Below are 22924 nucleotides of genomic sequence, written 5' to 3'. Positions count from 1 at the left end.
GGCGGGGCTCCTCCGGGGGCTCCGTTCCCTCGCCGTCCCTACCCACCTTCCCGCCTCGCCGACGATCCGCCCTCTCTCCCACCCGCCTTCCTCCGGCCGCCACGGCCCTCCTCCCAGGAGGTTTCCACGATGCAGCGATTTCGCCACTCACGAATGAGGCTTGCGGCGATGGCCGTCGCGGTCTTGATCCCGACGTCGGCGTTCGCGCTCTCGGTCCGGGTCGAGGTCCGGAACGGGGCGCCGCAACTGATCGTGGACGGTCGACCGGTCCGGGCGCGGATGTTCTTCGGGATTCCGGGCTCGGCGCCGATCGCGATCGGGCCGGAGGCGAAGGAGGTCCGGTTCGAGTTCGTCGCGACCGAATCGGCCGACGACGGGACGATGCACTTCCGCTGCGGCGCGAAGCCCGGCGAGGTCGACGTCGACGACCTGCGGGTCGTCGAAATGGAGGACGGCCGCGAGGTGATCCCGCTCCAGGACTTCGAAGCCGGGCCGGGATCGTTCTCCCGCGCCTGGACCTTCTGGCCGACGGGCGCCCAGAACACGGTGGGCGCGGCGGCCGTCCAGGCGGGTGCGGGGAAGGGGGGATCGGCGTCGTTGCGGATCGCTCTGAAGGCCCCGGCGGCCGGAGGCGAATGGCCCGACTTCCACGTCTTTCACCATTCGCGGTTGAAGCTCATCAAGGGGAGACGCTACGAGGCGACGTTCTGGGTCCGGTCGAGCGTGGCTCGCGACCTGAACGTCGCGTTCTACCGGCCGGGCTCGTCGTTCGTCTACCTCGGCGGGCCTCCGGGACCGTACGAGACCGAGATCCAACTCGCGGCCGGCGTGGGCGTGGACTTCGTCGGTTTCCCGATGGACCTCCCCTGGCCCGAGCCCGGCAAGCCCGCCGATTGGTCGGCCGTCGACTCGGCCTGCGAGCAGGTGCTGCGCGTGAATCCCCGGGCGCTCCTGCTGCCTCGCGTGGGCCTCTATCCGCCCGCCTGGTGGAGCGCGCGACATCCGGGCGAGGCCATGCGCTGGGACGACGGGGCGACCCGGAACGCCGTCCCCGCCTCGGCCCGGTTCCGCGAGGACGCCTCCGCCCGGCTCCGGGAACTGGTGGAGCACGTCGAGGCGAAGTTCGGCGACCACGTCGCCGGCTACCACCCGACCGGCCAGAACACCGGCGAGTGGTTCTACGAGGAGACCTGGGGCGACGCCCTCAACGGCTACGCCCCGGCCGACCTCGCCGCCTGGCGCCTCTGGCTCCGCGCCCGCTACCAGACCGACGACGCGCTCCGCAAGGCTTGGAACGATCCCGGCGCGAGCCTGGACGCCGCGGCCGTCCCCTCGCCGAAGGACCGGCGTGCGGCGCCCAACGGGATCTTCCGCGACCCCAGGGTCGAGAGGCCGATCCTCGACTGGTCGACGTTCCAGCAGGAGGCGATGGCCGATTGCGTCCTGTCGCTGGCGAAGTCCGTCCGCGAGGGGTCGCAAGGGCGGAAGCTCTCCGTCTTCTTCTACGGCTACCTGTTCGAGTTCGGTGCGGTGCGGCTCGGCCCGGCGATCTCCGGCCACTACGCCCTGCGCCGGGTCCTGGACTCGCCGGACGTCGACGTCCTCTGCTCGCCGATCTCGTACTTCGACCGGGGGCTGGGCGAGGGGGCGCCCGCGATGACCGCCGCCGAGAGCGTGGCGCTGGCGGGCAAGATGTGGCTCGTCGAGGACGACACCCGGACCTACCTGGCGCGCGGCAGCACGTTCCCCGGCGCGGAGTCCGGCGTCGACACGCTGGAGGAGACCAACAAGATCCTCCTCCGCAACGTCGGCCAGCAGGCCGTGCGGAACCTCGCGACCTGGTGGATGGACCTGGGCGCGACCGGCTGGTTCAACGACCGCCGCCTCTGGGACGAGATGAAGCGTCTGGAAGCCATCGACGGCCCCCTGCTGGACAACCCCGTCGCCTATCGCCCGGAGGTCGCCGCCGTGATCGACGAGGCGAGCCTGACCCGGATCGCGGCCGGCGGCCAGGTCGTGAGCCGTCCCGCCGTGTACGAGGCTCGGAGAGCCCTCGGGCGAGCCGGCGCGCCGTACGGTCAGTACCTGATCGACGACGTGATCGCCGGCAAGGTGGACGCCCGGCTATACGTGATCCTCGACGCCTGGAGCCTGACCGCCGAGCAACGCGCCGAGCTTCGATGGGCCACGCGGGGCAAGGGGGTGGTCTGGTGCTACGCCCCCGGCTGGTACGACGGCGAGGTCCCCTCGCCTGAGGCCATGCGGGAACTGACCGGCTTCCGCCTCGAGCCCAGCCTGGCCGCTCGGGCATGGGCCGATCCGACGCAGGCCGGCAAGGCCCTGGGACTCTCCAGAGGCTTCGGGGTGGAAGCCCACGTCCGCCCGACCTTCGCGGCGACCGACGCGAAGGAGTCCGAGATCCTCGCCCGGTATCCCGACGGCTCGCCGGCCCTCGCGCTCCGGGATGGGACCGTCGATGGGGAGTTCTCGCTGTTCGTCGGCCCGCCGGGACTCACCTCGGAAGTGCTGCGGCTGGCCTCGCGGAAGGCGGGCGTCCACCTCTACACGGAGGTGGATTGCAACGTGTACGCGAACGGCCCGTTCGTCGTCCTCCACGCCAGCCAGGACGGCGCGGTCAAACTCCAGCTCCCTCGCGGTCGGGCCGGGGCGATCGACGCCCTGACCGGCGAGACGCTCCCCGGCGGCGCCGCGCCGGTGCTCCCCATGAAGCTGGGCGACACCCGGATCTTGCGTTCCCCGTGAAACGGGAGACGTTCCGACCGGGTCGTTCGGCTACTTGTTCGGAACGACCTGTACGGGGAGTCCTGGATACTTCCTGGCTCCCTTGCAGGCCTCACCGCCCCGGGATTTCCCTTCGGGCCTGATCCGGAACTCGTAGAGGCCCGGGGTCTGGGGGGCCTTCAGCTCGATGATGAAGGTGAAGACGCCCGGGTGTCCCTCGACGGGCTTCAGCTCGCCGATTTCCTGGGCCGCGACCTTGCCGTCGAGAGCGGCTTCGGCGCGGAGCTTTTCGGGGAGGTCGCGCTCGGTCTGAGTCTCGATCCGACCCCGGACCACCATCGTGGCCCCTCCGATGCATCGCACCGTCTCCCCCTCGACGCGGGACCGAGGCCCGGAGACCACCACCTTCAGCGAGCCGACCTGGGCCGAGCCCGCCTCATGGGGCATGACGGACGCCCCGCCAGCTACGTCCGTCCAGATCGTCAACGCCAGGATCAAAGTCTGCATCATCGTGGACTCCCCGCTGAGGAACTTGAATCGACGAAAGTCAGGCAAGCTCGCGAGCACGAAGCGACCGCCACCGTCTCCCTCCCGGTCGGGCCGGGGCGGAAGCGGGGGGACGCCCAAAGCCAGCGTTTCCCGTGGAACGACGCGCCGCAGGTCCATTCAATTGACCCGAGGCGCTTCCAGGAATCCGACGATGGCGCTGAGGATCGAGTGGAACGACGGACCGATCAGGAAGACGAAGCTCAACACGAGGACCGCCAGGTAGATGAGCCGGGGCCCGTCGCGCTCGAACAGCAGCAGGAAGAGCAGGCCGCCGGTCAGGGCGAGGGCGGCGGCCCACGCCGCCCAGTTCAGGATGCCGGTCGCCACGAAGTACTGGTACTTGCGGGTTCGAAACTCCATGTTGATCTGGGCGAGCTTCTCCCGGACCTCGGGGGGCTCCGGGGGCTGCGGCCGGATGGGAAGCTGGGGCGCCGTCTGCATCGGGGCCTGGTCCTTGGTCAGCTCCAGGTACTTCACGAGGTCCTCGCGGTAGAGCTGGGACATCTTCTCGTAGTGCTCCACCTGCAACTGGTAGTTCTTCAGCTCCACCTGGTAGCGTTCCTGACGCTCCGGGCCGGCCTCGCGGAGTCGCTTCAACTCGAAGTCGGCCCGCGCCTCGTCCGCCGAGAATCGGATGCGGTTCAGAGCCAGCACCTCGGTGCGAAGGTAGTAGCTCGACGAGAGCAGGACCAGGAATCCGCCCAGGACGAACAGCTTGGCGATCGTGCAGCCGCGAGGCGAGGACCCGCCTCGCCCGTCGGACATGGGCGTCGTCGAGGGTGCCGTCGGTTCCATGCTCGCGTGCCTCGCTCGGGGGGCTGGTGATTTGGGGTGCGACCGTATCACACCGCGGGGCCTGGGAGACGAGGGAATCGGCGACGGTCTCGATCGAGATCAGTATGTGTCGCCCAGGATCGACTCTCCCCCGGCGCGGGTGCCGAGGGCCTTCCAGACGGCGGGGTGGATGGCGTCCCTGAGGAACCGGACGCCGCCGTCGAGGAACAGGACGTGGCCGCCGTTGCCGTGGAGGCTGCCGGCGGTGATGGCATTGAGGTCGGGCGCTGCGCGGCAGGAGGGCCGATCCAGGGTCAAGGCGTGGGTGTACAGGGAATGGCCGAGCCGGCCCCGGAACCAGTACGAGCCCTTGAAGGGCACGGCCGCCGGGCCCGTCCGCAGGTCGTTCAATGTGGCGCAGGCCTGAAGGAAGGCGTCGGGGCCGGCGGGCGTATCGGGGAACTGGATGTCGAGGGTGTGGATCGACCCGAGCCGGGACGGCCGCGCGACGTCGCCGGGACCGACGATCCACTCGGCGACGCCGGCGGTCGCGCTGAGGCCGTCGGGGACGTCGTGGGGGGACAGCTCCGTGTCGAGGAAGGCCCCGTCCCAGTCCGAGACGGGCTCGCGGCCGAGCAGCCCGGCGTTCCCCGCGTAGTTGGTCGCGAAGCGGGAGAGCGCGGCGGTCCGGGCGGTGTCGGAGGGGCAGAGGTAGGACCCCGGGATCGGGATCGACGCCGTCCGGTCGTCGATGGTCGACCGCGCCAGGGCCTCGTATCCCAGGAACGGTAGGAGCTTCCAGTGGAGTGAGCGCGGGCCGGCCCCCGAAGGGAACGTCCCCCGCGCCCCCTGGTGCTGGTGCAGGGCGATGCCCAGGTTGTGAAGGTGCGAGGCGCACTGCGCCCGCCGGGCCGACTCCCGGGCCCGCATCGCGGCCGGCACGAGGATCGCCGTGAGCAAGCCGACGATGGCGACCACGACCAGCAGCTCGATGAGGGTGATGCCGCGGCGTGCGTCGCGGAGCATGAGGGGAGTCTCCGAGCCGGGCCCGCCCGTGAGGCCCTCGTCGTCCAACCAGCGTCGGCGAGGCCGACGGGGGTCGCCGCGGACCGCGCGTCGCCCCGCATCCATCATGACGGGAAAGTGGCTGCGTGGAAACCCGCCGGCGGACGGTCGAGGCCTCGAATGGCCGCCCGCTCGGCTCCCGCTCGCGTCGGGCCGCCTCGAGTCGGGGGAGCGGGGAACCGCCGGAGATGATAGACTGGAGCTGCGCCCTCGGTCCAGGACGGGGCCTCGTCATGGGGCCGAGCCCCGCCGCGACGTCCTGACGGAGCCCGGGCTCCTCGACGTCCCCCCCGCACTCCTCCGACCGAGGGATGAAAGGGTCGCTCCGAAATGGCTCGACGGCTCAAGTCGCATTCCACCATCGCCAAGGTGGGTTCCCAGCCCGTTTTCGAACGGGTCCTGGGCAACGGCCTGAAGATCCTGGTCCTGCCTCGGAAGGGGGTCCGGATCGTCGTCTGCGACCTGTTCTATCCGGTCGGCTCGTTCGACGAACCCCCAGGGAAGTCGGGGATCGCCCACTTCCTCGAGCACATGCTCTTCAAGGGGACCGAGCGCTTCCCCAAGGGGAGCATCGACCAGATGGCGTTCGTCGCGGGGGGCCAGGCCAACGCCGACACCGGCGAGGACCGCACCCACTACTGGTTCTCGCTCCCCGCCGACCGCTGGGAGCTGGCGCTGGAGATCGAGGCCGACCGCATGACCTCGGCGCGATTCGACCCCCGCGAGGTCGAGGCCGAGCGCCAGGTCATCGGCGAGGAGCGGGCTCGCGACGCGGAGTCGGCCCTGTCCCGGCTGGAGCAGAACCACCAGGCGCTCTCCTACCTGCGGCACCCGTACCGAAACCCGGTGCTGGGCTGGCCCCGCGACGTGGCGTCGATCACCGTCGAGGACCTGGAGGCCTTCTACCGCCGCCATTACCGGCCCGACGGCGCGGTGATCGTGTTCGCCGGCGACCTGGACCCGGAGCGGGCGCTGGATAGGGCCGAGGAACGGTTCGGGGCGATCCCCCCCGGCTCGACGCCTCGGGGCCGTCCCGAAGGCGATGAGTCGCCCCAGGCCGGTCGCCGCGACTTCGTGCTCGCCGAAGCCGACGCGCTGCCTCGGGGCGTCCTCGGCTGGCACACCGTCCCGTCGCAGCATCCCGACGCCCCGGCGCTCGACGTCCTGGCCGACGTCCTCTCCGCCGGCCGGCGATCCCGGCTCTGGCGGTCGCTGGTCGAGGACGATCACCTCGCCGGCTGGGTCGAGGCGCAGCACGCGCCGGGACGGCAGGGGGGGCAGTTCCTGGTCCAGATCGAGGCGACCGACGAGCGGATCGACCCGGACGAGGTGGAAGACGCGGTCCTCGACATCCTCGACGACCTGACCGTCCGGGGGCCTTCCGAGGAGGAGATGGCCCGCGTCCGCAACCGCTTCGAGGCCGGCTGGCGGTGGGACCAGGAAGACATCCTGGCCCTGGCCTGCGGCGTGGGTGAGGCCGCCCTCTGGGGCGACTGGCGAGACTGGCAGGCCGACCACGCCGCCGCGCTGGCCGTCGACGCGGCGGCCGTCCGGCGGGTCGCCGGGAAGTATCTGCTGGAGGACAACCTCACCGCCGGCTGGCTGCTTCGCTCCGGCACGGACGAGGTCCCCGCCCCGAGGACGCCCGAGATCCGCCGCGGGACGGTGGCCCGCACCGAGCCCGCGCCGCTGATCTTCGCCTCCGACCTGCCCGCGACGGTCGGCCGCGCGCGGCCCAAGCTGGTGGACTACCGCCCCCGGCGGTTCGTCCTGGCCAACGGCCTGCGGGTCATCCACGAGCGGCGGGCGGACGTCGGCGTGGCGGCCGTCGACTTCTACGTCGAGGGGGGCTGGGTCCGCGAGGCGGCCCCCGGCGCGGCGGCCCTCACCAGCCGGATGCTGGAGGAAGGCTGCGAGGGCCGGACCGCCCAGGAGGTCGCCGCCGCCATCGAGGACGTCGGCGGCTCGCTGGAGTTCAGCTCCGCCTGGAGCGCCCTGCGGGCCCGATCCGAGGACCTGGCCCTGGGCCTGGAGATCCTGGCGGACGTGGCGCGACGGCCCGCCTTCCCGGCCGAGTCGCTCGCCTGGACCAAGCAGCGGCTCATCGCCGAACTCAAGAGCGACCTGGAAGACCCCGCGTTCCGGGCCGACCAGGAATTCCGACGGCTGATCTACGGCGACCATCCCCTTGGCCGCGACTACCGAGGGGGCCTGCGCGAGCTCCGTCGGCTGACCCGCGACGACGTCGTCGCGCACCATCGCCGCCATTTCTCCCCCGAGAACGCGTTCCTCGTCGTCGTCGGCGAGTTCGACGCGGCCCGGCTGAAGCGGCTGGTCGAGGCCCACTTCGGCGACTGGGAGCAGGGCGGGGCGGCTCCCCCCACCTGGCCGGCGTTGGGAGAGGTCGGCCCCCCCCGATCGCGCCGGATCTCCTGCCCGGGCGAGCAGGTCCACATCGTGATGGGCCATCGCGGCATCTCCCGCCATGACGCCGACTTCGACGCGCTGCTGATCCTGGACCACATCCTGGGGAGCGGCCCCGGCTTCTCCGACCGGTTGGGGCGGATCGTCCGCGACGAGATGGGGCTGGTCTACAGCATCGGGGGGGGGGCGACCGACTCGGCCGACGTCCTGCCGGGGGTCTTCCGCATCTACGCCGGGACCCGGCCCGAGGAGGCCGACCGGGTCGTCGCGGCCGTCTCCGAACAGATCCGGGCGATGCACGACGGCGACTTTTCCGACGACGAGGTGATCCGAGTCCAGCGCTATCTGACCGGAGCCTCGCTGTTCGAGCTTCAGACGGTCGAGCAGCGGGCCGAGCGGCTGGTGGACCTGGAGCGGCTGGGGCTGCCGCTGGACGAGCCCCGGACCTGGCCTGCCCGGATCGCCGCCGTGACCCCGGCTCGGGTCCGCGACGCCGCCCGGCGTCGGCTCAGCCCCGACGGATTGTTTCGCGTGGAACTCGGCCCCGCATCCCGGACGACCCGCCGGGCCCCCGGCCGGCGACGCTGACGTCCGCTTGACAGCCGCCGGGGCGTCTTCTAGGATGAAACCGCTTTATTCGCGAACGCTGATGAATCCGACGCTCCCCGCGTCGGTTCGCGTCCGCCGAGGGCCTCGGGACGCGTTTTTTTCCGGGATGCGGATTGGGCGTCGCTCGCCGATCATGCATCCCGTCGTCGTTTCTCGGCCATCGAGCCGAGGTCGGCGGAAAACCACGAGGCGGTTCAAGGTGCTGAGATCACCGGGAGATCGACGATGCGGATAGCCCTGGACGCGATGGGAGGCGACTTCGCCCCCGGACCGATCGTCGCGGGCGCGGTGGAAGCGGTCCTTGATTGCGAAGACCTGACCACGGTGCTGGTCGGCGACCGCGAACGGATCGAGGCCGAGCTGGACAAGGCCCCGGACGCCCCCCGCGACCGGCTGCCGATCGTCCATGCGGCCGAGGCCATCGGGATGGACGAGAAGCCGGTCGAGGCCCTGCGCAAGAAGCGGGACAACTCGATCTCCCGGAGCTGGGCCATGATGGCCGGCGGCGAGGTCCAGGCGATCGTCTCGGCGGGGAACACCGGCGCGATGGTGGCCTCGGCCCTGTTCGCCGGGGCCCACGCCAAGATGTTCCTCCCCGGCGTCCGCCGGCCGGGCATCGCCGCGATCTTCCCGTCGCATCAGGGGCCGATCGTCATCATCGACGTCGGCGCCAACATGTCCCCCAAGCCCGAGGACCTCTATCAGTACGGGCTGATGGGCTCGATCTACGCCGAGGAGATCCTGGGGGTCACCGCGCCCCGGATCGGGATCCTCAACGTCGGCGCCGAGGAAGAGAAGGGGAACGACCTCACCCGCGCCACGCGGAAGCTGTTCGAGGAATCCCCCTGGTCCAGCCGGTTCGTCGGCAACGTCGAGGGCCGGGACCTCTACGAGGGCCACGTCCGCGTCGTCATCTGCGACGGCTTCGTGGGCAACGTGCTCCTCAAGGGAGGGGAGGGGGCCGTCGAGTTCCTCTTCTCGACGCTCCGCGAGGAACTCGCGCGGATGCTCCCCGAGTTCCCCGCCGAGGTCGGCCATCGGATCGCCAAGAGCCTGATGAACCTCAAGACCCGGTTCGAGTACGAGGAGTTCGGCGGGGGGCCGCTGCTGGGCATTCGCGGGGCCTGCATCATCTGCCACGGCTCGTCGAAGGCCCGGGCGATCAAGAACGCCCTCCGCGTCGCCAACCTCATGGCCGCCGACCGGATCAACGCCAAGATCATCGAGCAGCTCGGGGCGGTCGCCCACGCCCCCGTCGACGAGCCCAAGCCCTGATCGCAACCCGCCGAGCCGAGCCTCGCCGCAAGGAATTCCCATGTCCAAGATCGCCTTCCTCTTCCCGGGCCAGGGCGCGCAGGCCGTCGGCATGTGCCGCGAGCTGGACCAGGAGCTGCCCGCCGTCAAGGGCCTGTTCGACCGCGCCGCCGCCGTGCTCGGCTTCGACCTCCGCAAGCTCTGCCTGGAGGGCCCCGCGGAGGCCCTGGAGGCGACGGACGTGAGCCAGCCGGCGATCTTCGTCGCCAGCCTCGCCGCGCTGGAGAGCCTGAGGGCCTCCAGCCCGGACGTCGTCGCCGCGTGCCAGGGCGCCGCCGGCCTGAGCCTGGGCGAATACACCGCCCTGACCTTCGCGGGCGCGCTCGAGTTCGAGGCCGGCCTGGAAGTCGTCCGACGCCGAGGCCAGGCGATGCAGGCGGCTTCGCTCGCCTCCCCTAGCGGGATGATCAGCGTGCTGGGGCTCGACGAGGCCCAGGTCGACGAGCTGTGCGCCCGGGTCGCGCCCCACGGCCGCCTCTGGAAGGCCAACATGCTCGGCCCCGGCAACATCGTCGTCTCGGGCGACGACGCGGCCCTCGGCCACGTCGAGCCGATCGCGCAGGAACTGGGGGCGATGAAAGTCGTCCGCCTCGCCGTCGCCGGCGCGTTCCATACGCCGCTGATGAAGCCGGCCGACGAACAGCTCGCCGAGGTGCTCGATCGCGTCGAGGTCCGCGCGCCGAGGATCCCCGTCTACTCGAACGTCGACGCCGCCCCCCACGACGACCCGGAGGCGATCCGCAAGATCCTGGTCACCCAGGTCCTGCAAGGGGTCCGCTGGGACGAGTCGATGCGTCGGATGATCGCCGACGGCTTCGACGCGTTCTACGAGATCGGCCCCGGCCGCGTCCTCACCGGCCTCCTCAAGCGGATCGACCGCAAGACTCCCTGCACCCACGTGCCGGCCCGCTGAGGCCGAGGCTCCCGCTCGCCCCCCCGAAGCTGGTCCTCCGGGGGAGCGACGCGTCGGCCGGTCAGGAAGCGAAGGCCTCGAGGGCCTCGGATTCGGTGGCGCGGATGTCGGCGATCCGGTCGAGGCCGATGATCTGGGCCCCGATTCGGACGTCCGGCGTCAGGCCGCAGAACTTGACGGCGTGGCCCAGCTCGACGGCCTTCTTGACGGTCCCCACCAGCACGGCGTAGGTCGTGCTGCCGATGTACTGCACGCGGCTCAGGTCGATCACCATCTTGGACGCCCAGTCCTGGGCGACGATCAGGCCCAGCTCATACGAGAGCGCCTGCGCCTGGTTCGGGAACCGAAGCTCGTTGGTGGTCACCTGCGCGACGGCCACGTCGCCCACCATGTTCAGGAGGAGGAGCTCGAACTCCGGGGGGCGCGTGGTCATCAAGGCGGTCCTCGGTTGGGGTGGCGGGGCGGGGGGGATGATCAGGGAAGGACGGCCTCGGCGTGCTCCATCATCCAGAGCAGGAACGGGGTCGCCTTCTCGAAGGGGGCGTCGAAGCGTGACAGCTCGAGCGCCGCGGCGATCCGATGCGCGGGGTCGAGCGCATCGGCGTGGACGATGTTGGGGATGCGGCAGTAGTCGGGGGCGTCGACGTGGATCCGCACGTCGGGCGACTCGGGCGACGTCCGCTGGAGGCGGAACGACTCCGGGCCGTCGTCGCCCCGGGCGGTGAGGGCGACGCCGACCAGGCGGGGGGTCGCGGGGAGCCCGTCCGGCAGGGGCCTGGAGCCGATCTCCAGCGCGATCGGGCCGGCCGGGCCGCCGAACTCGGCGCGGAAGGTAGAGCCTTCGCCGTCCGCGACGAGCCGAGGCGTCCCCCTGCGCTCCCAGCCGAGCTGGGCGGCCAGCCAGGCGGCGAGCCAGAGCGCCAGTCGGGGGGGCGTCGACGGGGCGGGGGAGAGGGCGTCGATCCGGACCGATTCGATCCGCCCGAGGGTCTGGCGGTGGATGGGGCAATCGAAGATCTGGGCGATGAGTTCGCGCCAGTGGGTGAGGCCGTACCAGACGGCGTCGCGTCGACACGAGCCGATGGCCGGGTCGAGCCCCAGCCGCAGCGCCGCGGCCGAGGCGCCGGGGTCGGGGAGGTCGAGCATGATCCGGCTGCTCTCGGCCGCGAGGTCGCGGTAGAGCTTCTCGCGGGGGACCGGGTCGGTGGTCCACCAGAGGATCATCGGCAGGTCGACTTCGAGGAGCGGTCGCACGGCGCCGGGGATCAGGTCGATCGCGGCCGGCCCGGCGTGCAGGACGATCCGCTCGGCGCAGACGTGGGCCGCGCCGGGCTCGGAGATCTTGCAGACGGCGGAAACTTCGGCGGAGACCTGTCGTCCGGGGTCGTCGGACTCGCGGATGACGATCGCGCGGCAGGGGAAGCGGCCGACCACCGTCTCGACCACGGGGCGAAGCTCCTCGGCGTCCGGCGAGAGCCGTTCGACCACGAGGTTCGCCAGGACCACCCGCGTCACCGTGGGGTGCTCCAGCTCGGGACCCCCCGCGCGTTCGGCGGCCGGCCCCCAGAGCTTCTCCAGGGTCGCGTCGATCTCCGCCAGCGGGACGGGAATCCCCTGGCCCTCCAGGAATGCGTCGGAACTGGTCTCGGTCATGGTCGCCGCCTCCGGGCTGGGTCGCCGGCTCGTCCATTCGATCAGATCAACTCGGGTCGCAGAGCGACCGACGCCGGCCTCCAAAAGCCTATTCTACACCAGCGAGCGGGTTCGGGCCTCTCCCACGTCCCCGAGACGACTCGATCGTCTTCCCGGGGATTCTCCTCGCGACCGGCGGGGCGGGGGGGTAGATTGTCAGAGGTCGCGAAGGAACATGTCGATCCCAGGGCCCCCAGGAGTGACTCGCCATGAAGCCCATCCTCGCCTCGCTCGTCGCCCTGGGGCTGCTCTCCTCGGCGGCACGCGCCGATTTCATCGCGACGGCGACCCTCTCCGGGAGTGAGGAGACGCCGCCGAACGCCTCGGCCGGGCTCGGGTTCGCGACGCTGGTCTACGAGTCGGCTTCGGATTCGCTCGCTTACTCGGTCACGTTCGACGGCCTGTCGGAGCCGCTCGTGGCGGCGCACATCCACATCGGCGGCGCAGGAGTCGCGGGCCCGATCATCTTCCCGTTCTCGGCGGTGCCGAGCGCCACGTCCGGCACGTTTGCCGGCATCCTGACCGAGTCCGACTTCATCCTGCGGCCGGGCGCCTCGACGTTCGCCGAGGCTCTCGCCGCGATCCAGGCCGGCGACACGTATATCAACCTCCACACCTCCACTTTCCCGGGGGGCGAGATCCGGGGGCAACTTCAGGTCTTCGTCGTCCCCGAGCCGACCGGCCTGGCCTTGCTCGGGCTCGGCGGCGCGGCGGTGGGGGCGATCGCACTGCGGCGACGGCCGTTCGGCGTGTGAGCGGAAATCGCCGCGACCGGCTGCTGGGGCGGGGCGGGCCGCGATAGAATCGTCCTCCATGAAGCCAGCCGAGAATCGCCCGAGCGTCCCGTCGATCCGCCGCGAAGCCGCCTTCGTCGCCGCCATGACGGCGCTGGGGCTGCTGGTGCGGATCTGGGGGCTGGGCCGACTCGGACTGGTCCACTTCGACGAGGGGATGTACGCGATCGCCGGCCTCTGGCCGCTCGGGGCGGGGGGGATGGACCCGCTGGTCATCCCATACGCCCCCGCGGGGTTTCCGGGGCTGGTCGGGCTCTCCTATCTCCTCCTCGGGCCGAGCGACGTCGCGGCGATCCTGGTTTCCATCGCGGCGGGGACGCTCGCCGTGCCGGTCGCGGCCTGGCTGGCGCGTCGCACGTTCGGCCCCGGAGCCGGCGCGACGGCCGCGGCGCTCGCGGCGGTTTCGGGCTTCCACGTCGCCTTCTCGCGGATGGCGCTGACGGACGCCACCTTCACGCTGGCCTGGCTCGTCGGGCTCGTCGTCGGCCAGCGGTTCCTGGAACGTCCCGGAGCGGCCTCCGCGATCGTCCTCGGCGGGGCGACGGGGCTCGCGCAACTGGTGAAGTACAGCGGGTGGACCGCGGGCGTCGCCGTGATGCTGGCCGCAGCCGCGATCCCGATCTGCGACGCCTCGCGCCGAACCCGCGCCGAGCAGGCTCGCATCTGGGGCTGGGGATTGCTGGCGGCGGTCGTGGCGGCGCTCGTCTACGCCCCCTGGTTCCGGTTCGTCGAGGCCCACGGGGGCTACGCCGGGCTGATGGCCCATCATCGCGGCTACCTGGGCTCGGCGGCGACGTGGCTGCCGCACTGGGCGCTTCAGATGGAGCAGCTGGGGGCGCTCTCGGGAGGTTTCGCGTGGAACGCCGCTGGATGGCCTTTGGGGCTGATCGGCTGGGCGGTCGCGCGGGGCGTGGCGAGACCTTCGCGGTGGGGCCTCGGCGGGATCGGCGTCCTGAGCGTCTCGGCGATCGCGGCCCCGACGACCCTCTGGTGGGTCGGCCTGGCGGGGCTGGCCTTCCCCGGGCGCGAGGCGTCGCCGCGACTCCGACTGCTGGGCGTCGCGTGGGTCGGGCTGTCAATCTTGACGCCGTTCTATCATCCTTACGCGCGATTGTGGCTGCCGATCCAGGCCCTCGGCTGGATCGCGGCGGCGGGGCTCGTCGGGGAGTGGTCGGTGCCGGGCCTTGATCCCAGGGCGACGTTGCGATGGCGACGCGCGCCGATGCTCGTCGGCTGCTGCGCCGCGGCGATGGTCCAGGCGCTGGTCACGGCGACGTCGGTCGGGCCGGTGGAAGGGCGACCCGGCCTGCTGGCCCCCAGCGACTCGCTCCGCCGCGCGACAGCCCTCGCCCTGGCCGACCTTCCCGAAGCCGCGCCGGGGTTGCGCGTCCTGGCGCGTCCGCCGGTGACGTTCTACCTGGCGGGGCGGGGGGGGGCTCGGGTGGAGGCCGACGCCGAGGGGCTGTTGCGCGGAGGTGGGGGGGCGTGGGCCCTTGTGGACCTGGCGCAGCTCCGTCAATCTGGGGAGGTGTCGGATCTCGGCGCGAGGTTGCTGGAACGCTGGGAGAAGGTCGGGGAGTACCCGACGACGCTGAACCTCCCGACCTTGCTGGACGTCGACCCCGGGGCCGCCGCTCGCGCCCTCCCCGGCGAGGCCGACGCCCCGCTCTGGCTGCTGCGCCCGCGACGCCCCGGAGGCCCCTGATGACGTCCGAGCCCTTCGTCTCGCTCTGGCCCGACCCCGACGCCCTGGGAACCGTCACCGACCTCTATGAGTTGACGATGCTGGCCGGGTATCTCGCCGAGGGGATGGGGGGGAAGTCGGCGACCTTCGAGGTCTTCGTCCGTCGCATGCCCCCCGACCGATCGTTCCTCGTCTTCGCCGGGCTGGAGCAGGCGATCGGCGACCTGACGCGGCTGGCCTTTTCTAGCGAGCAGGTCGAGGCGCTCCGGCGGTGGCCGGCGTTCCAGGGGCTCCCCGCGACGTTCTTCGAGACGCTCCGACGCTTCCGGTTCGAGGGGGACGTGTTCGCCGCCCCCGAAGGGACCGTCGTCTTCCCGGGGGAGACCCTGCTGCGGGTGACGGCCCCGCTCCCGCAGGCGCAGTGGGTCGAGACGTTCCTGCTGGCCTCGCTCGGCTACCCCACGCTGGTCGCCTCGAAGGCCGCCCGCATGGTCCTGGCGGCGCGAGGGAAGCCGCTGTTCGAGTTCGGCGCCCGGCGGGCGCACGGCCCCCAGGCCGGGCTGCTGGCGGCGCGTTCGGCCTATCTGGCGGGGTTCGACTCCACCAGCCACGTCGAGGCCGCCCGACGGCTGGGCATCCCCTGCGTGGGGACGATGGCCCACTCCTGGGTCCAGTCGTTCGCGACCGAGGCCGAGGCGTTCGAGGCGTACGCGCGGGTCTTCCCCGCCTCGACGACGCTGCTGGTCGACACCTACGACACCCTGGAGGGGGTCCGCCTGGCGGCGAGGATCGCCCCGCCGTCGTCGGCCGTCCGCATCGACAGCGGCGACCTGGCCGGCCTGGCCCGCAAGGCCCGCGCGATCCTCGACGAGCAGGGGAGGCGGGACGTGGCGATCATCGGCTCGGGGGACCTGGACGAACGGACCCTCGAATCCCTGTCCGCCGACGGGGCCCCCTTCGACGGCTACGGCGTGGGGACCGAGCTAGTCACCTCGCGCGACGCCCCCGCGATCTCGATGGTCTACAAGCTGGTCGAGGTGGAAGGAGTGGGGCGGTTCAAGCTCGCCCCCGGCAAGACGACGTACCCGATGACGAAGCAGGTCTATCGCCGACGCGACCCCTCCGGAACCTTCACCGGCGATCTGGTGGCTAGAGTCGACGAGCCCGCGCCCGACGCCGCCGAGCCCCTCCTCATCCCGGTCCTCCAGGGCGGCGAGCCCGTGGGACCACCGCCCTCGCTGGCCGAGATCCGCGCCCGATGCCGGGACCAGATCGCCGCGCTCCCCGAAGCGCTGAAGTCGCTCGACTCCGACGTCGTCTATCCCGTCTCCTATAGCGACCGCCTGGAAGCCGACGCCACGCGGTTGATGAGGCGCTGACGGGGCGGGGTCGGCAAGATGGCCCGCTTCATCCGTCTCGGGACCTTTTGTCGATCGGGTCGAGTTGAGTCGGCCGTCGAGTCCGCCTGGATTACCCCATTTCCGGCGGTCGCCGAAGAAGGGGAGGGGGAAGACGAGTCGAATCGAGTTTCCGACCGCGACAGCCGATGAATCCGCACAGGAGGATTGGCGGGGGCTTCCGGGGAAGGATGGATTCGGGATGGCCAAGATCATCAGCGTGGCCAATCAGAAGGGGGGGGTGGGGAAGACGACGACCGCGATCAACATCGCCGCCGGGCTGGCGAAGTCCGGCCGCACGGCGCTTGTGATCGACGTCGACCCCCAGTGCAACGCCACCAGCGGGCTGGGCGTGGAGCCGGCGCAGCGGCATCCGCTGCTGGCGGGAAAGCCGCTGGCCGAGACAGTCGTCGAGACGACCCAGGCAAACCTGTTCGTCCTGCCAGGCTCTCAAAGCCTGGCCGACGCGGATGCGCTCTCGGCCTCGAACCGCCAGCGGGCGTCGACCCTTCGTCAGCAGTTGAACGGGGAACTGAGCCATTTCACTTACGTCCTGATCGACTGCCCGCCGTCGCTGGGGCAGTTGACGCGGGCGTCGCTGGGAGCCTCCGCCGAGATCTACATCCCGATCCAGTGCGAATACTTCGCGATGGAAGGGCTGTCCCAGATCATCGAGCTGGCCCGCCAGACCAAGGCCAAGGACAACCACCGCCTGGAGATCGGCGGGATCGTGCTGACCATGTACGACCCGGCGCTCGACCTGGCGAACGAGGTGGTGAACGAGGTCCGTCAATACTTCGACGAGACGGTCTTCGATTCGCTCATCCCTCGCGACGTGAGCATCAGTGAAGCGCCCAGCCATGGACGGAGCGTCCTCGACTATGCGCCGAGGGCCAGGGGCGCCAGAGCCTACACGGAACTTGTCATGGAGGTCATCGACCGTGAATAAACGACGCCTGGGACGTGGGCTCGAGGCTCTCTTGGGCCGCGAAGAAGGGGGATTCGAGCCCGGGTCGCTGGAGGAAGCCGAGCTGCTCCACGTCGCCGTGGATCAGATCGATCCGAATCCGTATCAGCCCCGCCGGCACTTCGCGCCGGCCGAGCTGGCGACGCTCGCCGACTCGATCCGCCAGCACGGGGTGCTCCAGCCGATCCTGGTGCGGGCGATCGGCGACCGATACCAGCTCATCGCCGGCGAGCGTCGGCTCCGCGCCAGCATCGAGGCCCATCTCCACGACATCCCCGTGCGGGTGATGGACCTGGACGATCAGCGGGTCTTCGAGCTGGCGATGGTCGAGAACCTCCAGCGCGAGGATCTCAACGCCGTCGACAAGGCGACCGCCTTCCGCGAGTACCTCTCGCGCTACGGCGGGACGCAGGAGGAGCTCGCCGGCCGCCTCGGCCTGGATCGGTCGACCGTCTCCAACCTGATCCGGCTGCTGGACCTCCCGGAGGAGATCCTCAACGCCGTCCGCGACAGCGAGATCACCCAGGGCCACGCCCGGGCGCTGCTGGGCCTCCCCGACGCCGAGGCCCAGATCGTCGCCTGCCGCCGCGTGATCGCCGAACGGCTCTCGGTCCGCCAGACCGAGGCGCTCGTCGCCACCGGCGTCCCGACCCCGGCGAAGACCCGGATCCGCAAGGATCCGGCCCACACGCTGGTCAAGGCGCCCCACCTCGTCGAGCTGGAGCAGCACCTCCTCCAGCGGTTCGGCACCTCCGTGCTGATCCGCTCGCGCACCGCCGAGAAGGGGCAGTTCATCATCGACTACAACAACCAGGAAGAATTCGACCGCGTCTGCGCCCTCATTCGCGGGAGCTGACCGCGGCGCGAGGCGGGAACGACCCTTCCCGTTTCGCCGAGGTCGCGGGAATTCGAGAATCCCAGTAGCCGCCCATCAGGGGCGCGCCCCGTCGCCACGGGTCGCGCCCCTTGTTCTATTCTGGGCCGCCGCGCCGACCGTCTGGATTCTGGCTCGCTTCGGGCGCATGATTTGCCCTTCTGGGGGACACCGATCAGTCCATCCCGCCGCAGGTCGACCATGACCTCACGAGAGAGCGCTCTCTTGCGAGAATGGTCGTAAGGCCGCCATAATTCGCCATACCATGAAGCGAACCGGCCCGGCCTGCGAATCGGTCGGGGCTGATCGATCGGATGCCAGGGGCCTCGAACGGCCGTTCTCGGACGGCCGATCCACGACGTTCAGGTGCCAAACTCGATGTCGCTACAACCGCATGATGGATCGGCGGACGACGGATTAAGCGATTCACTGCTTCGATTCATCGACGACGGCCAACTTGAACCACTCCGACAGGCGCTCAGCGGGTTCAACCATCGCTGCCGAAACATGCTCAACAGCATGAAGATGGGGTTCTACCTCACGAGGCGGTCGGCGGCGGGGCCGCTCCCGGAACGCTGGGAGGAACTGAGCCGAACCTATACCGAGGTGGAACGGCTGTTCGACCTCCTCCAGTCGATCTATCGCACGATGTCGCTGACCAGGGTCAGGCACCCTTTCGGCGCGATCGTCGACGAGTTCGGGCCGGGCTGGATCTCGGCCTTCGACCGCGCGGACCTCACGCTGACGATCACGCCCCCCGAACGAGAAGAACCGGGGGAATTCGACGCCATGCGGCTCGCCTCGGCCCTCGACGCCTTCATCGCGTGGCGAGCCGCGGCCCTCGCCCCGGGAGGGGAGGCCTCCCTGAGCTGGTCGACGAGCCCCCAGGGTTTCCATGTGGAATGGCGCGAGTCGCCTTCGGAGATGTTCGACGCCACCCCCCGCAGGCCCTCGTCGCCCGACGAGGCCCTGGCCGCCACGGCGCGTTCGTTGGCCCTCCCCTTGCTCGCCCGAGTGGTCGCCGAACATCAGGGGCGGGTCTCCTGGTCCTCCCGCCCCTGCGCCCACGCGAGCATCCGGTGGCCGCTGCTGTCCGAGTCGGGCCCCACGCAAGACCACGCGCCTTGCGGCTCGCTCGCGCAGGCCGTCCCCTAGGGCGGGGCTTTCGGGTCGGTCCCCGCGACGCTCAAGGCTTCCCTTGACCGTCGCGGCCCACTCCGCATAGGATGCGTCATGTCAGATGCCACGGGGCGTAGCGCAGCCTGGTAGCGCGCCTGCCTTGGGAGCAGGAGGTCATGGGTTCGAATCCCGTCGCCCCGATTTTCCATCCTTCACCGCAGCCCTGGGTTAGGGCTCATAGGCGGCGCAGCCGAAATCGGTAATCAACCGGTTTTGACCGTCGCCAACCCCTGGAACGCCGCTCCCCCCCGTTCTCTCACTTCCGCAAAGACCGCGATCCGGCCTTCGTCACGATCGACGGCTCTGGGTCGGCAAAGTTTCCAAAGGAATTGATTCGAGCCAGGCTCGAGTTTATGGGCGAATCGCACTGCTTTGGCCAGCAACTGCCAGGCGGTCCGGGGGATTCGGCCCGCTGTCGCGTAGTCCGTGGTCGGACATCCCTCACCGGCGTGACGGAAGTCCATGCCGACTGGGACGAAACGACGATGCAGGGGGGAATATCGCCATCGCGAGGCGTTTCGTACGGGTCTCGTGGTGAGACGACGCTTGAGCGTCATGTCGCCCCGTTCGGGTCGACCTTTTCTCGGTCGGCGTTGAGCCTGGGGGAGCGCGGAGCGTCCTCGACTGGTGCCGCGACGGCCTGGGATCTCACGGATTTCGATACGAAACCCGCGAGATCTGGCCGGAGGCCACGGCGTGCCGTCTACCGTCGTCGGCGGACGTCAGCCCCGAAGAGATCGTCGGCGAGCCTTCCAGGCCAGGCCGGCGAACGCCGCGACGGCGAGCAGCGCCGTCGACGGTTCCGGCACCGTGCGCGGGGCGTCGGGGTCGAACGGGTTGACCGCGAAGGTGACTTCCATGTCCGTCAGATAGCCCTGATAGGAGGTCGTGTGCATCCAGTCAGGATGGGCGATGAGGCGCTGGAACACCTCGGGGTAGAGGCCGATCTGATTCGAGGTCGCCGACGTGGTCACGACCGTATCGTGCACGGGCATATTCGCGTTGTATCCGAGCCAGGCGATGGTCCCGCTCACCTGAATCTCAGGGAGGCCGTCGAACGTGAACTTCACCTGAAACGGTGCCGCGCCCAGGCCTCCGGGGTTTTCACCGATCGGGAGGGTCCCGAGCGAGAGGGGGCCGTCGCCGATCGTGACATCGGTCTTCCCGGCGAGTTCGACGGTGCCGGCCGGCAACACGAAAGAGCCCGAGGTCGAGAACCGCACGGGGCTTGCCTGCGCCGAGGCGGAGAGGACGCCGAAGCCGAGTACGACGACCCAGGCCCGGTGTTTGGACGTGATCAAACCACGTACGCTGGCGTTCATTTCCAATCCCTCTAAAGAGGACCATTGCAGTTCTGCATGGAGGCCTGCGGTGGTCAACCTACAGAGATTTCCGGTCGCGGCAAGTCCAGGTTTCTCAAGAAACCGGGCCGGCCCTCCAGGGCGTCGGTGAGGCTGCGACCATCCGAGGATCGAGGCTGTGGGGGGGACGTCAGCCCCGGGCTCGGGAGGACGTCCTGCGCCGAGGAAATCCGGCAGGTTCTCGGCGCAACCCTCGAAATCGCGCAATTCGGCCCTACGATGCACGAGCGGCTCTGAAGCGTCCTCGTCCCCGTCTCCATCAACAGGATTTCGACATGGCTGCCGCCCCCAAATACCGCCGACTGGACAAGAACGACGCCGCGGTCTTGCTGGTCGATCACCAGTCGGGCCTCTGCAACCTCGTCCGCGATTTCGCGCCGGACGAGTTCAAGAACATCGTCCTGGCGTTGGCGAATTCGGCCAGGTATTTCAACCTTCCGACGATCCTGACGACCAGCTTCGAGAACGGCCCCAACGGCCCGCTCATGCCGGAGATCAAGGAACTGTTCCCGGACGCGCCTTGCATCGCCAGGCCGGGCCAGATCAACGCCTGGGACAATGAGGATTTCGTCAAGGCGGTCAAGGCGACGGGCAAGAAGCAACTCATCATCGCCGGGGTCGTGACCGAGGTCTGCGTGGCCTTCCCGGCGCTCTCGGCGATCGAGGAGGGGTTCGAGGTCTTCGTCGTCGCCGACGCGTCGGGGACGTTCAACCCGACCACGCGCGAGGCCTCCTGGGCGCGGATGCAGGCCGCCGGCGTGCAGCTCATGACCTGGTTCGCCGTCGCCTGCGAGCTGCACCGCGACTGGCGGAACGACGTGGAAGGGCTTGGTGCGCTGTTCGCCAAACACCTGCCGAGCTACGCCAACCTGATCTCCAGCCACAACGCCCGGTAACGAGGACGCAGGAGGTGCATTCGCCGTCCTGGCCCTAGTTCCTGCGGCGGCGCGACTCTCGCCCCCGCCCGATCAGGCGGGGGAGGGCTCCCTGCTGCGCCTCAGATACGCCTTCGCGGAATCGGCCATCGTCACGATCGCGGCGCCCAGCATGATGGCATCCTTCACGACCAGCCTCCCCGCCCCGCTGAGGTAGGGGAAGCCATGATGCGCGTCCCCGAGGTCGGGCACCCAGCATTCCGGCGTCGTGATCAGGAACGATAACGTCACGATCGACATGACGACGACGAGGAAGCTGCCGACCGTGGCGACCCCCGGGAGCCAGGGATGCAGGGCGATCAACAGTCCGTAAAGGACGATCACACTCCCAAGGCCGTAGGCGAATCGGTACGTGCCGTTCTGTTCGTGCCAGGCCCGATTCTCGGGGACGAGCGCGCCCTCCGGGTTTCGGTGCGCCTTGTAGTCGCCCGGATCGTTCAACAAGAAGCTCATAAACGGGCTATTGGCGACGAACGGGATGATTCCGTCGGCCTCGTATGGGAAAGCCTTGAGCCCGCCGATCCAGAGGAGGACGAGGATGAGCCCCGCCCGGGTCACGGCGACGCCCGCGCGATCCATCCGCGCGGCCGCTTCGAAGAGTCGTCGAGTCGTCATGGCGAAATCCCTCAGGCGTTCCAATGTTCAAACCGTCTCGGCATACTCGCCGTCCGTCGACGGGACTTCTCGATTTTCGGCCGTCTCGGGGGGGATGAACAGGGACGCCTGGGACGAAGGCATGGACAGATTGCTCCCGCCCCGGATTTCGGTCTCGAAATCCCGGAAAAACGTGGGCGAGACCCCGGTGGCCTTGCGAAAGAGCCGGCTGAAGTAGAGTTCGTCCTCGAACCCCAGCTCGGCCGCGATCGCCTTCACGGGCCTTAACGTATGGAGCAACTGCCATTTGGCGTGGGTCAGGATGCGTTCGCGGATCAGGTCGGTGAGGGTCTTGCCCAGGTGCTTGCGGACGATCCGGCCGAGCGTCTTCGGGCTCATGTCGAGCCACGCCGCGTAGTCCGAAGGCGCGTGCGAGGCCCGATAGTTCGCTTCGATCAGGTCGCGGAGCGGCCCGAGCGCCGGATGCCGGAAATCGACGGTCCGCGGGCCGCCGGGCTCGTCCCCGGGCGACTTCACACGCGCGGCGGCGATCAGCAGCAGCTTCATCGACGCCAGCAGCGCCTCGCGATGCGCCAGCCGGCCTTCGCCCTGCTCGCGACGCATCCGGTCGATCAGGGAGACCACGTCCGCCCTGGCTTCTCCTTCCAGCCCGACGATCGGCCGGCCGTACGGATCGTTGAACAGGACGCCGCTGCATCCGGTCTCGGCGTGGAACGTCTCGACGCACAGGAAATTGGCGTGGAAGGCGATCGCCGCGGCCCGCAGCGGCTCGCGGAGGACGAACCGGCTCGACTGGTAAGGCACCAGGAACAGGAGTTGATCCGCGTGGAACGGATGCCGCGCGGCGTCGGTCCAGAAGGCCCCGGAGCCCGATTCGACCCAGAAGACGCGGAAGCAGTTCGTCCGTTCCGGTTCGTACGCGGGGCCGTCGACGGCCAGGTCGCTGATCCGGAACGCTCGCGAGCCATCCTCGAAGGGGAGGGGGATGGCCGTCGTTTCGGCGTCGTCCTTTCGAGCGGGCTCCACGGGGATGGAC

19 protein-coding genes and 1 tRNA gene are annotated in these 22924 nt (G+C 70.0%); 12 read left to right on the top strand and 8 right to left on the bottom strand.

Annotated elements, in window-relative coordinates; genetic code table 11:
- Nucleotides 1–129: 129 nt before the first annotated feature.
- Nucleotides 130–2763 (top strand): beta-galactosidase, encoded by a 2634-nt coding sequence (locus VT85_RS02715; protein ID WP_156512638.1) that lies wholly within the window; start codon nt 130–132, stop codon nt 2761–2763.
- 30 nt (nt 2764–2793) lie between these two features.
- On the opposite strand, the gene VT85_RS02710 is transcribed toward VT85_RS02715, so the two are convergent.
- From VT85_RS02710 to VT85_RS02700, 3 genes are all read right to left on the bottom strand, one after another.
- A complete protein-coding gene (locus tag VT85_RS02710) occupies nt 2794–3252 on the bottom strand; it encodes a hypothetical protein (RefSeq protein WP_156512637.1) in 459 nt (152 codons plus the stop codon).
- Between the two features lie 156 nt (nt 3253–3408).
- The gene (locus VT85_RS02705; protein ID WP_068410152.1) at nt 3409–4056 is read right to left on the bottom strand and encodes a hypothetical protein; all 648 of its coding nucleotides are present in this window, start codon (nt 4054–4056) and stop codon (nt 3409–3411) included.
- 129 nt (nt 4057–4185) lie between these two features.
- Nucleotides 4186–5091, bottom strand: a complete 906-nt coding sequence (locus tag VT85_RS02700) for a DUF1559 domain-containing protein (RefSeq protein WP_197491057.1) — start codon at nt 5089–5091, stop codon at nt 4186–4188.
- Nucleotides 5092–5460: 369 nt separating this feature from the next.
- Here VT85_RS02700 and VT85_RS02695 point away from each other — a divergent pair, with 369 nt between their 5' ends.
- The 3 genes from VT85_RS02695 (at nt 5461) to fabD (ending at nt 10390) form a co-directional block, all read left to right on the top strand.
- Complete coding sequence (locus VT85_RS02695) at nt 5461–8142, top strand: M16 family metallopeptidase (protein WP_068410145.1); 2682 nt, start codon at nt 5461–5463, stop codon at nt 8140–8142.
- A gap of 246 nt (nt 8143–8388) precedes the next feature.
- Nucleotides 8389–9438 carry a phosphate acyltransferase PlsX gene (gene plsX, locus VT85_RS02690; RefSeq protein WP_068410141.1) on the top strand — a complete coding sequence of 350 codons (1050 nt, stop codon included), beginning with the start codon at nt 8389–8391 and terminating at the stop codon, nt 9436–9438.
- Nucleotides 9439–9478: 40 nt separating this feature from the next.
- Nucleotides 9479–10390, top strand: a complete 912-nt coding sequence (gene fabD / locus VT85_RS02685) for an ACP S-malonyltransferase (protein WP_068410137.1) — start codon at nt 9479–9481, stop codon at nt 10388–10390.
- Between the two features lie 61 nt (nt 10391–10451).
- Here the strand turns inward: fabD and VT85_RS02680 are convergent, their stop codons facing one another.
- Nucleotides 10452–10823 carry an STAS domain-containing protein gene (locus VT85_RS02680; protein WP_068410134.1) on the bottom strand — a complete coding sequence of 124 codons (372 nt, stop codon included), beginning with the start codon at nt 10821–10823 and terminating at the stop codon, nt 10452–10454.
- A gap of 41 nt (nt 10824–10864) precedes the next feature.
- A complete protein-coding gene (locus VT85_RS02675) occupies nt 10865–12043 on the bottom strand; it encodes a glucose-6-phosphate dehydrogenase assembly protein OpcA (protein ID WP_068410130.1) in 1179 nt (392 codons plus the stop codon).
- 248 nt (nt 12044–12291) lie between these two features.
- Between VT85_RS02675 and VT85_RS02670 the strand changes: the two genes are divergently transcribed.
- The 7 genes from VT85_RS02670 to VT85_RS02640 all read left to right on the top strand — a co-directional run bounded on the left by VT85_RS02670 (nt 12292) and on the right by VT85_RS02640 (nt 19118).
- Nucleotides 12292–12837, top strand: a complete 546-nt coding sequence (locus VT85_RS02670) for a CHRD domain-containing protein (RefSeq protein ID WP_068410126.1) — start codon at nt 12292–12294, stop codon at nt 12835–12837.
- A gap of 58 nt (nt 12838–12895) precedes the next feature.
- Complete coding sequence (locus tag VT85_RS02665) at nt 12896–14581, top strand: ArnT family glycosyltransferase (RefSeq protein ID WP_068410122.1); 1686 nt, start codon at nt 12896–12898, stop codon at nt 14579–14581.
- The gene (locus tag VT85_RS02660; protein WP_068410115.1) at nt 14581–15939 is read left to right on the top strand and encodes a nicotinate phosphoribosyltransferase; all 1359 of its coding nucleotides are present in this window, start codon (nt 14581–14583) and stop codon (nt 15937–15939) included. The genes VT85_RS02665 and VT85_RS02660 overlap by 1 nt, the downstream gene beginning before the upstream one ends.
- Before the next feature lie 220 nt (nt 15940–16159).
- On the top strand, nt 16160–16906 hold the full coding sequence (locus VT85_RS02655; RefSeq protein WP_068410111.1) for a ParA family protein: 747 nt from the start codon (nt 16160–16162) through the stop codon (nt 16904–16906).
- Nucleotides 16899–17780 (top strand): ParB/RepB/Spo0J family partition protein, encoded by an 882-nt coding sequence (locus tag VT85_RS02650; RefSeq protein ID WP_068410108.1) that lies wholly within the window; start codon nt 16899–16901, stop codon nt 17778–17780. The genes VT85_RS02655 and VT85_RS02650 overlap by 8 nt, the downstream gene beginning before the upstream one ends.
- 525 nt (nt 17781–18305) lie before the next feature.
- On the top strand, nt 18306–18953 hold the full coding sequence (locus tag VT85_RS02645; protein WP_068410104.1) for a hypothetical protein: 648 nt from the start codon (nt 18306–18308) through the stop codon (nt 18951–18953).
- A 91-nt stretch (nt 18954–19044) separates the two neighbouring features.
- Nucleotides 19045–19118: transfer RNA gene (locus VT85_RS02640), tRNA-Pro, on the top strand.
- A 581-nt stretch (nt 19119–19699) separates the two neighbouring features.
- Here VT85_RS02640 and VT85_RS02635 read toward each other — a convergent pair.
- Nucleotides 19700–20299 (bottom strand): PEP-CTERM sorting domain-containing protein, encoded by a 600-nt coding sequence (locus VT85_RS02635; protein WP_156512636.1) that lies wholly within the window; start codon nt 20297–20299, stop codon nt 19700–19702.
- A gap of 314 nt (nt 20300–20613) precedes the next feature.
- Here VT85_RS02635 and ycaC point away from each other — a divergent pair, with 314 nt between their 5' ends.
- Entirely contained in the window at nt 20614–21234 is a 621-nt protein-coding gene (gene ycaC / locus VT85_RS02630; protein WP_068410096.1) for an isochorismate family cysteine hydrolase YcaC, read from the top strand.
- A gap of 72 nt (nt 21235–21306) precedes the next feature.
- Here the strand turns inward: ycaC and VT85_RS02625 are convergent, their stop codons facing one another.
- Both VT85_RS02625 and VT85_RS02620 read right to left on the bottom strand, forming a co-directional pair.
- The gene (locus VT85_RS02625; protein WP_068410093.1) at nt 21307–21888 is read right to left on the bottom strand and encodes a DUF417 family protein; all 582 of its coding nucleotides are present in this window, start codon (nt 21886–21888) and stop codon (nt 21307–21309) included.
- A gap of 27 nt (nt 21889–21915) precedes the next feature.
- Nucleotides 21916–22914 carry a helix-turn-helix domain-containing protein gene (locus tag VT85_RS02620; RefSeq protein ID WP_068410090.1) on the bottom strand — a complete coding sequence of 333 codons (999 nt, stop codon included), beginning with the start codon at nt 22912–22914 and terminating at the stop codon, nt 21916–21918.
- Between the last annotated feature and the right edge of the window lie 10 nt (nt 22915–22924).

Origin of the sequence: Planctomyces sp. SH-PL62, from assembly GCF_001610895.1 — a bacterium.
Taxonomy (GTDB): Bacteria; Planctomycetota; Planctomycetia; order Isosphaerales; family Isosphaeraceae; genus Paludisphaera.
This window is presented reverse-complemented; position numbering and strand designations above follow the sequence as displayed.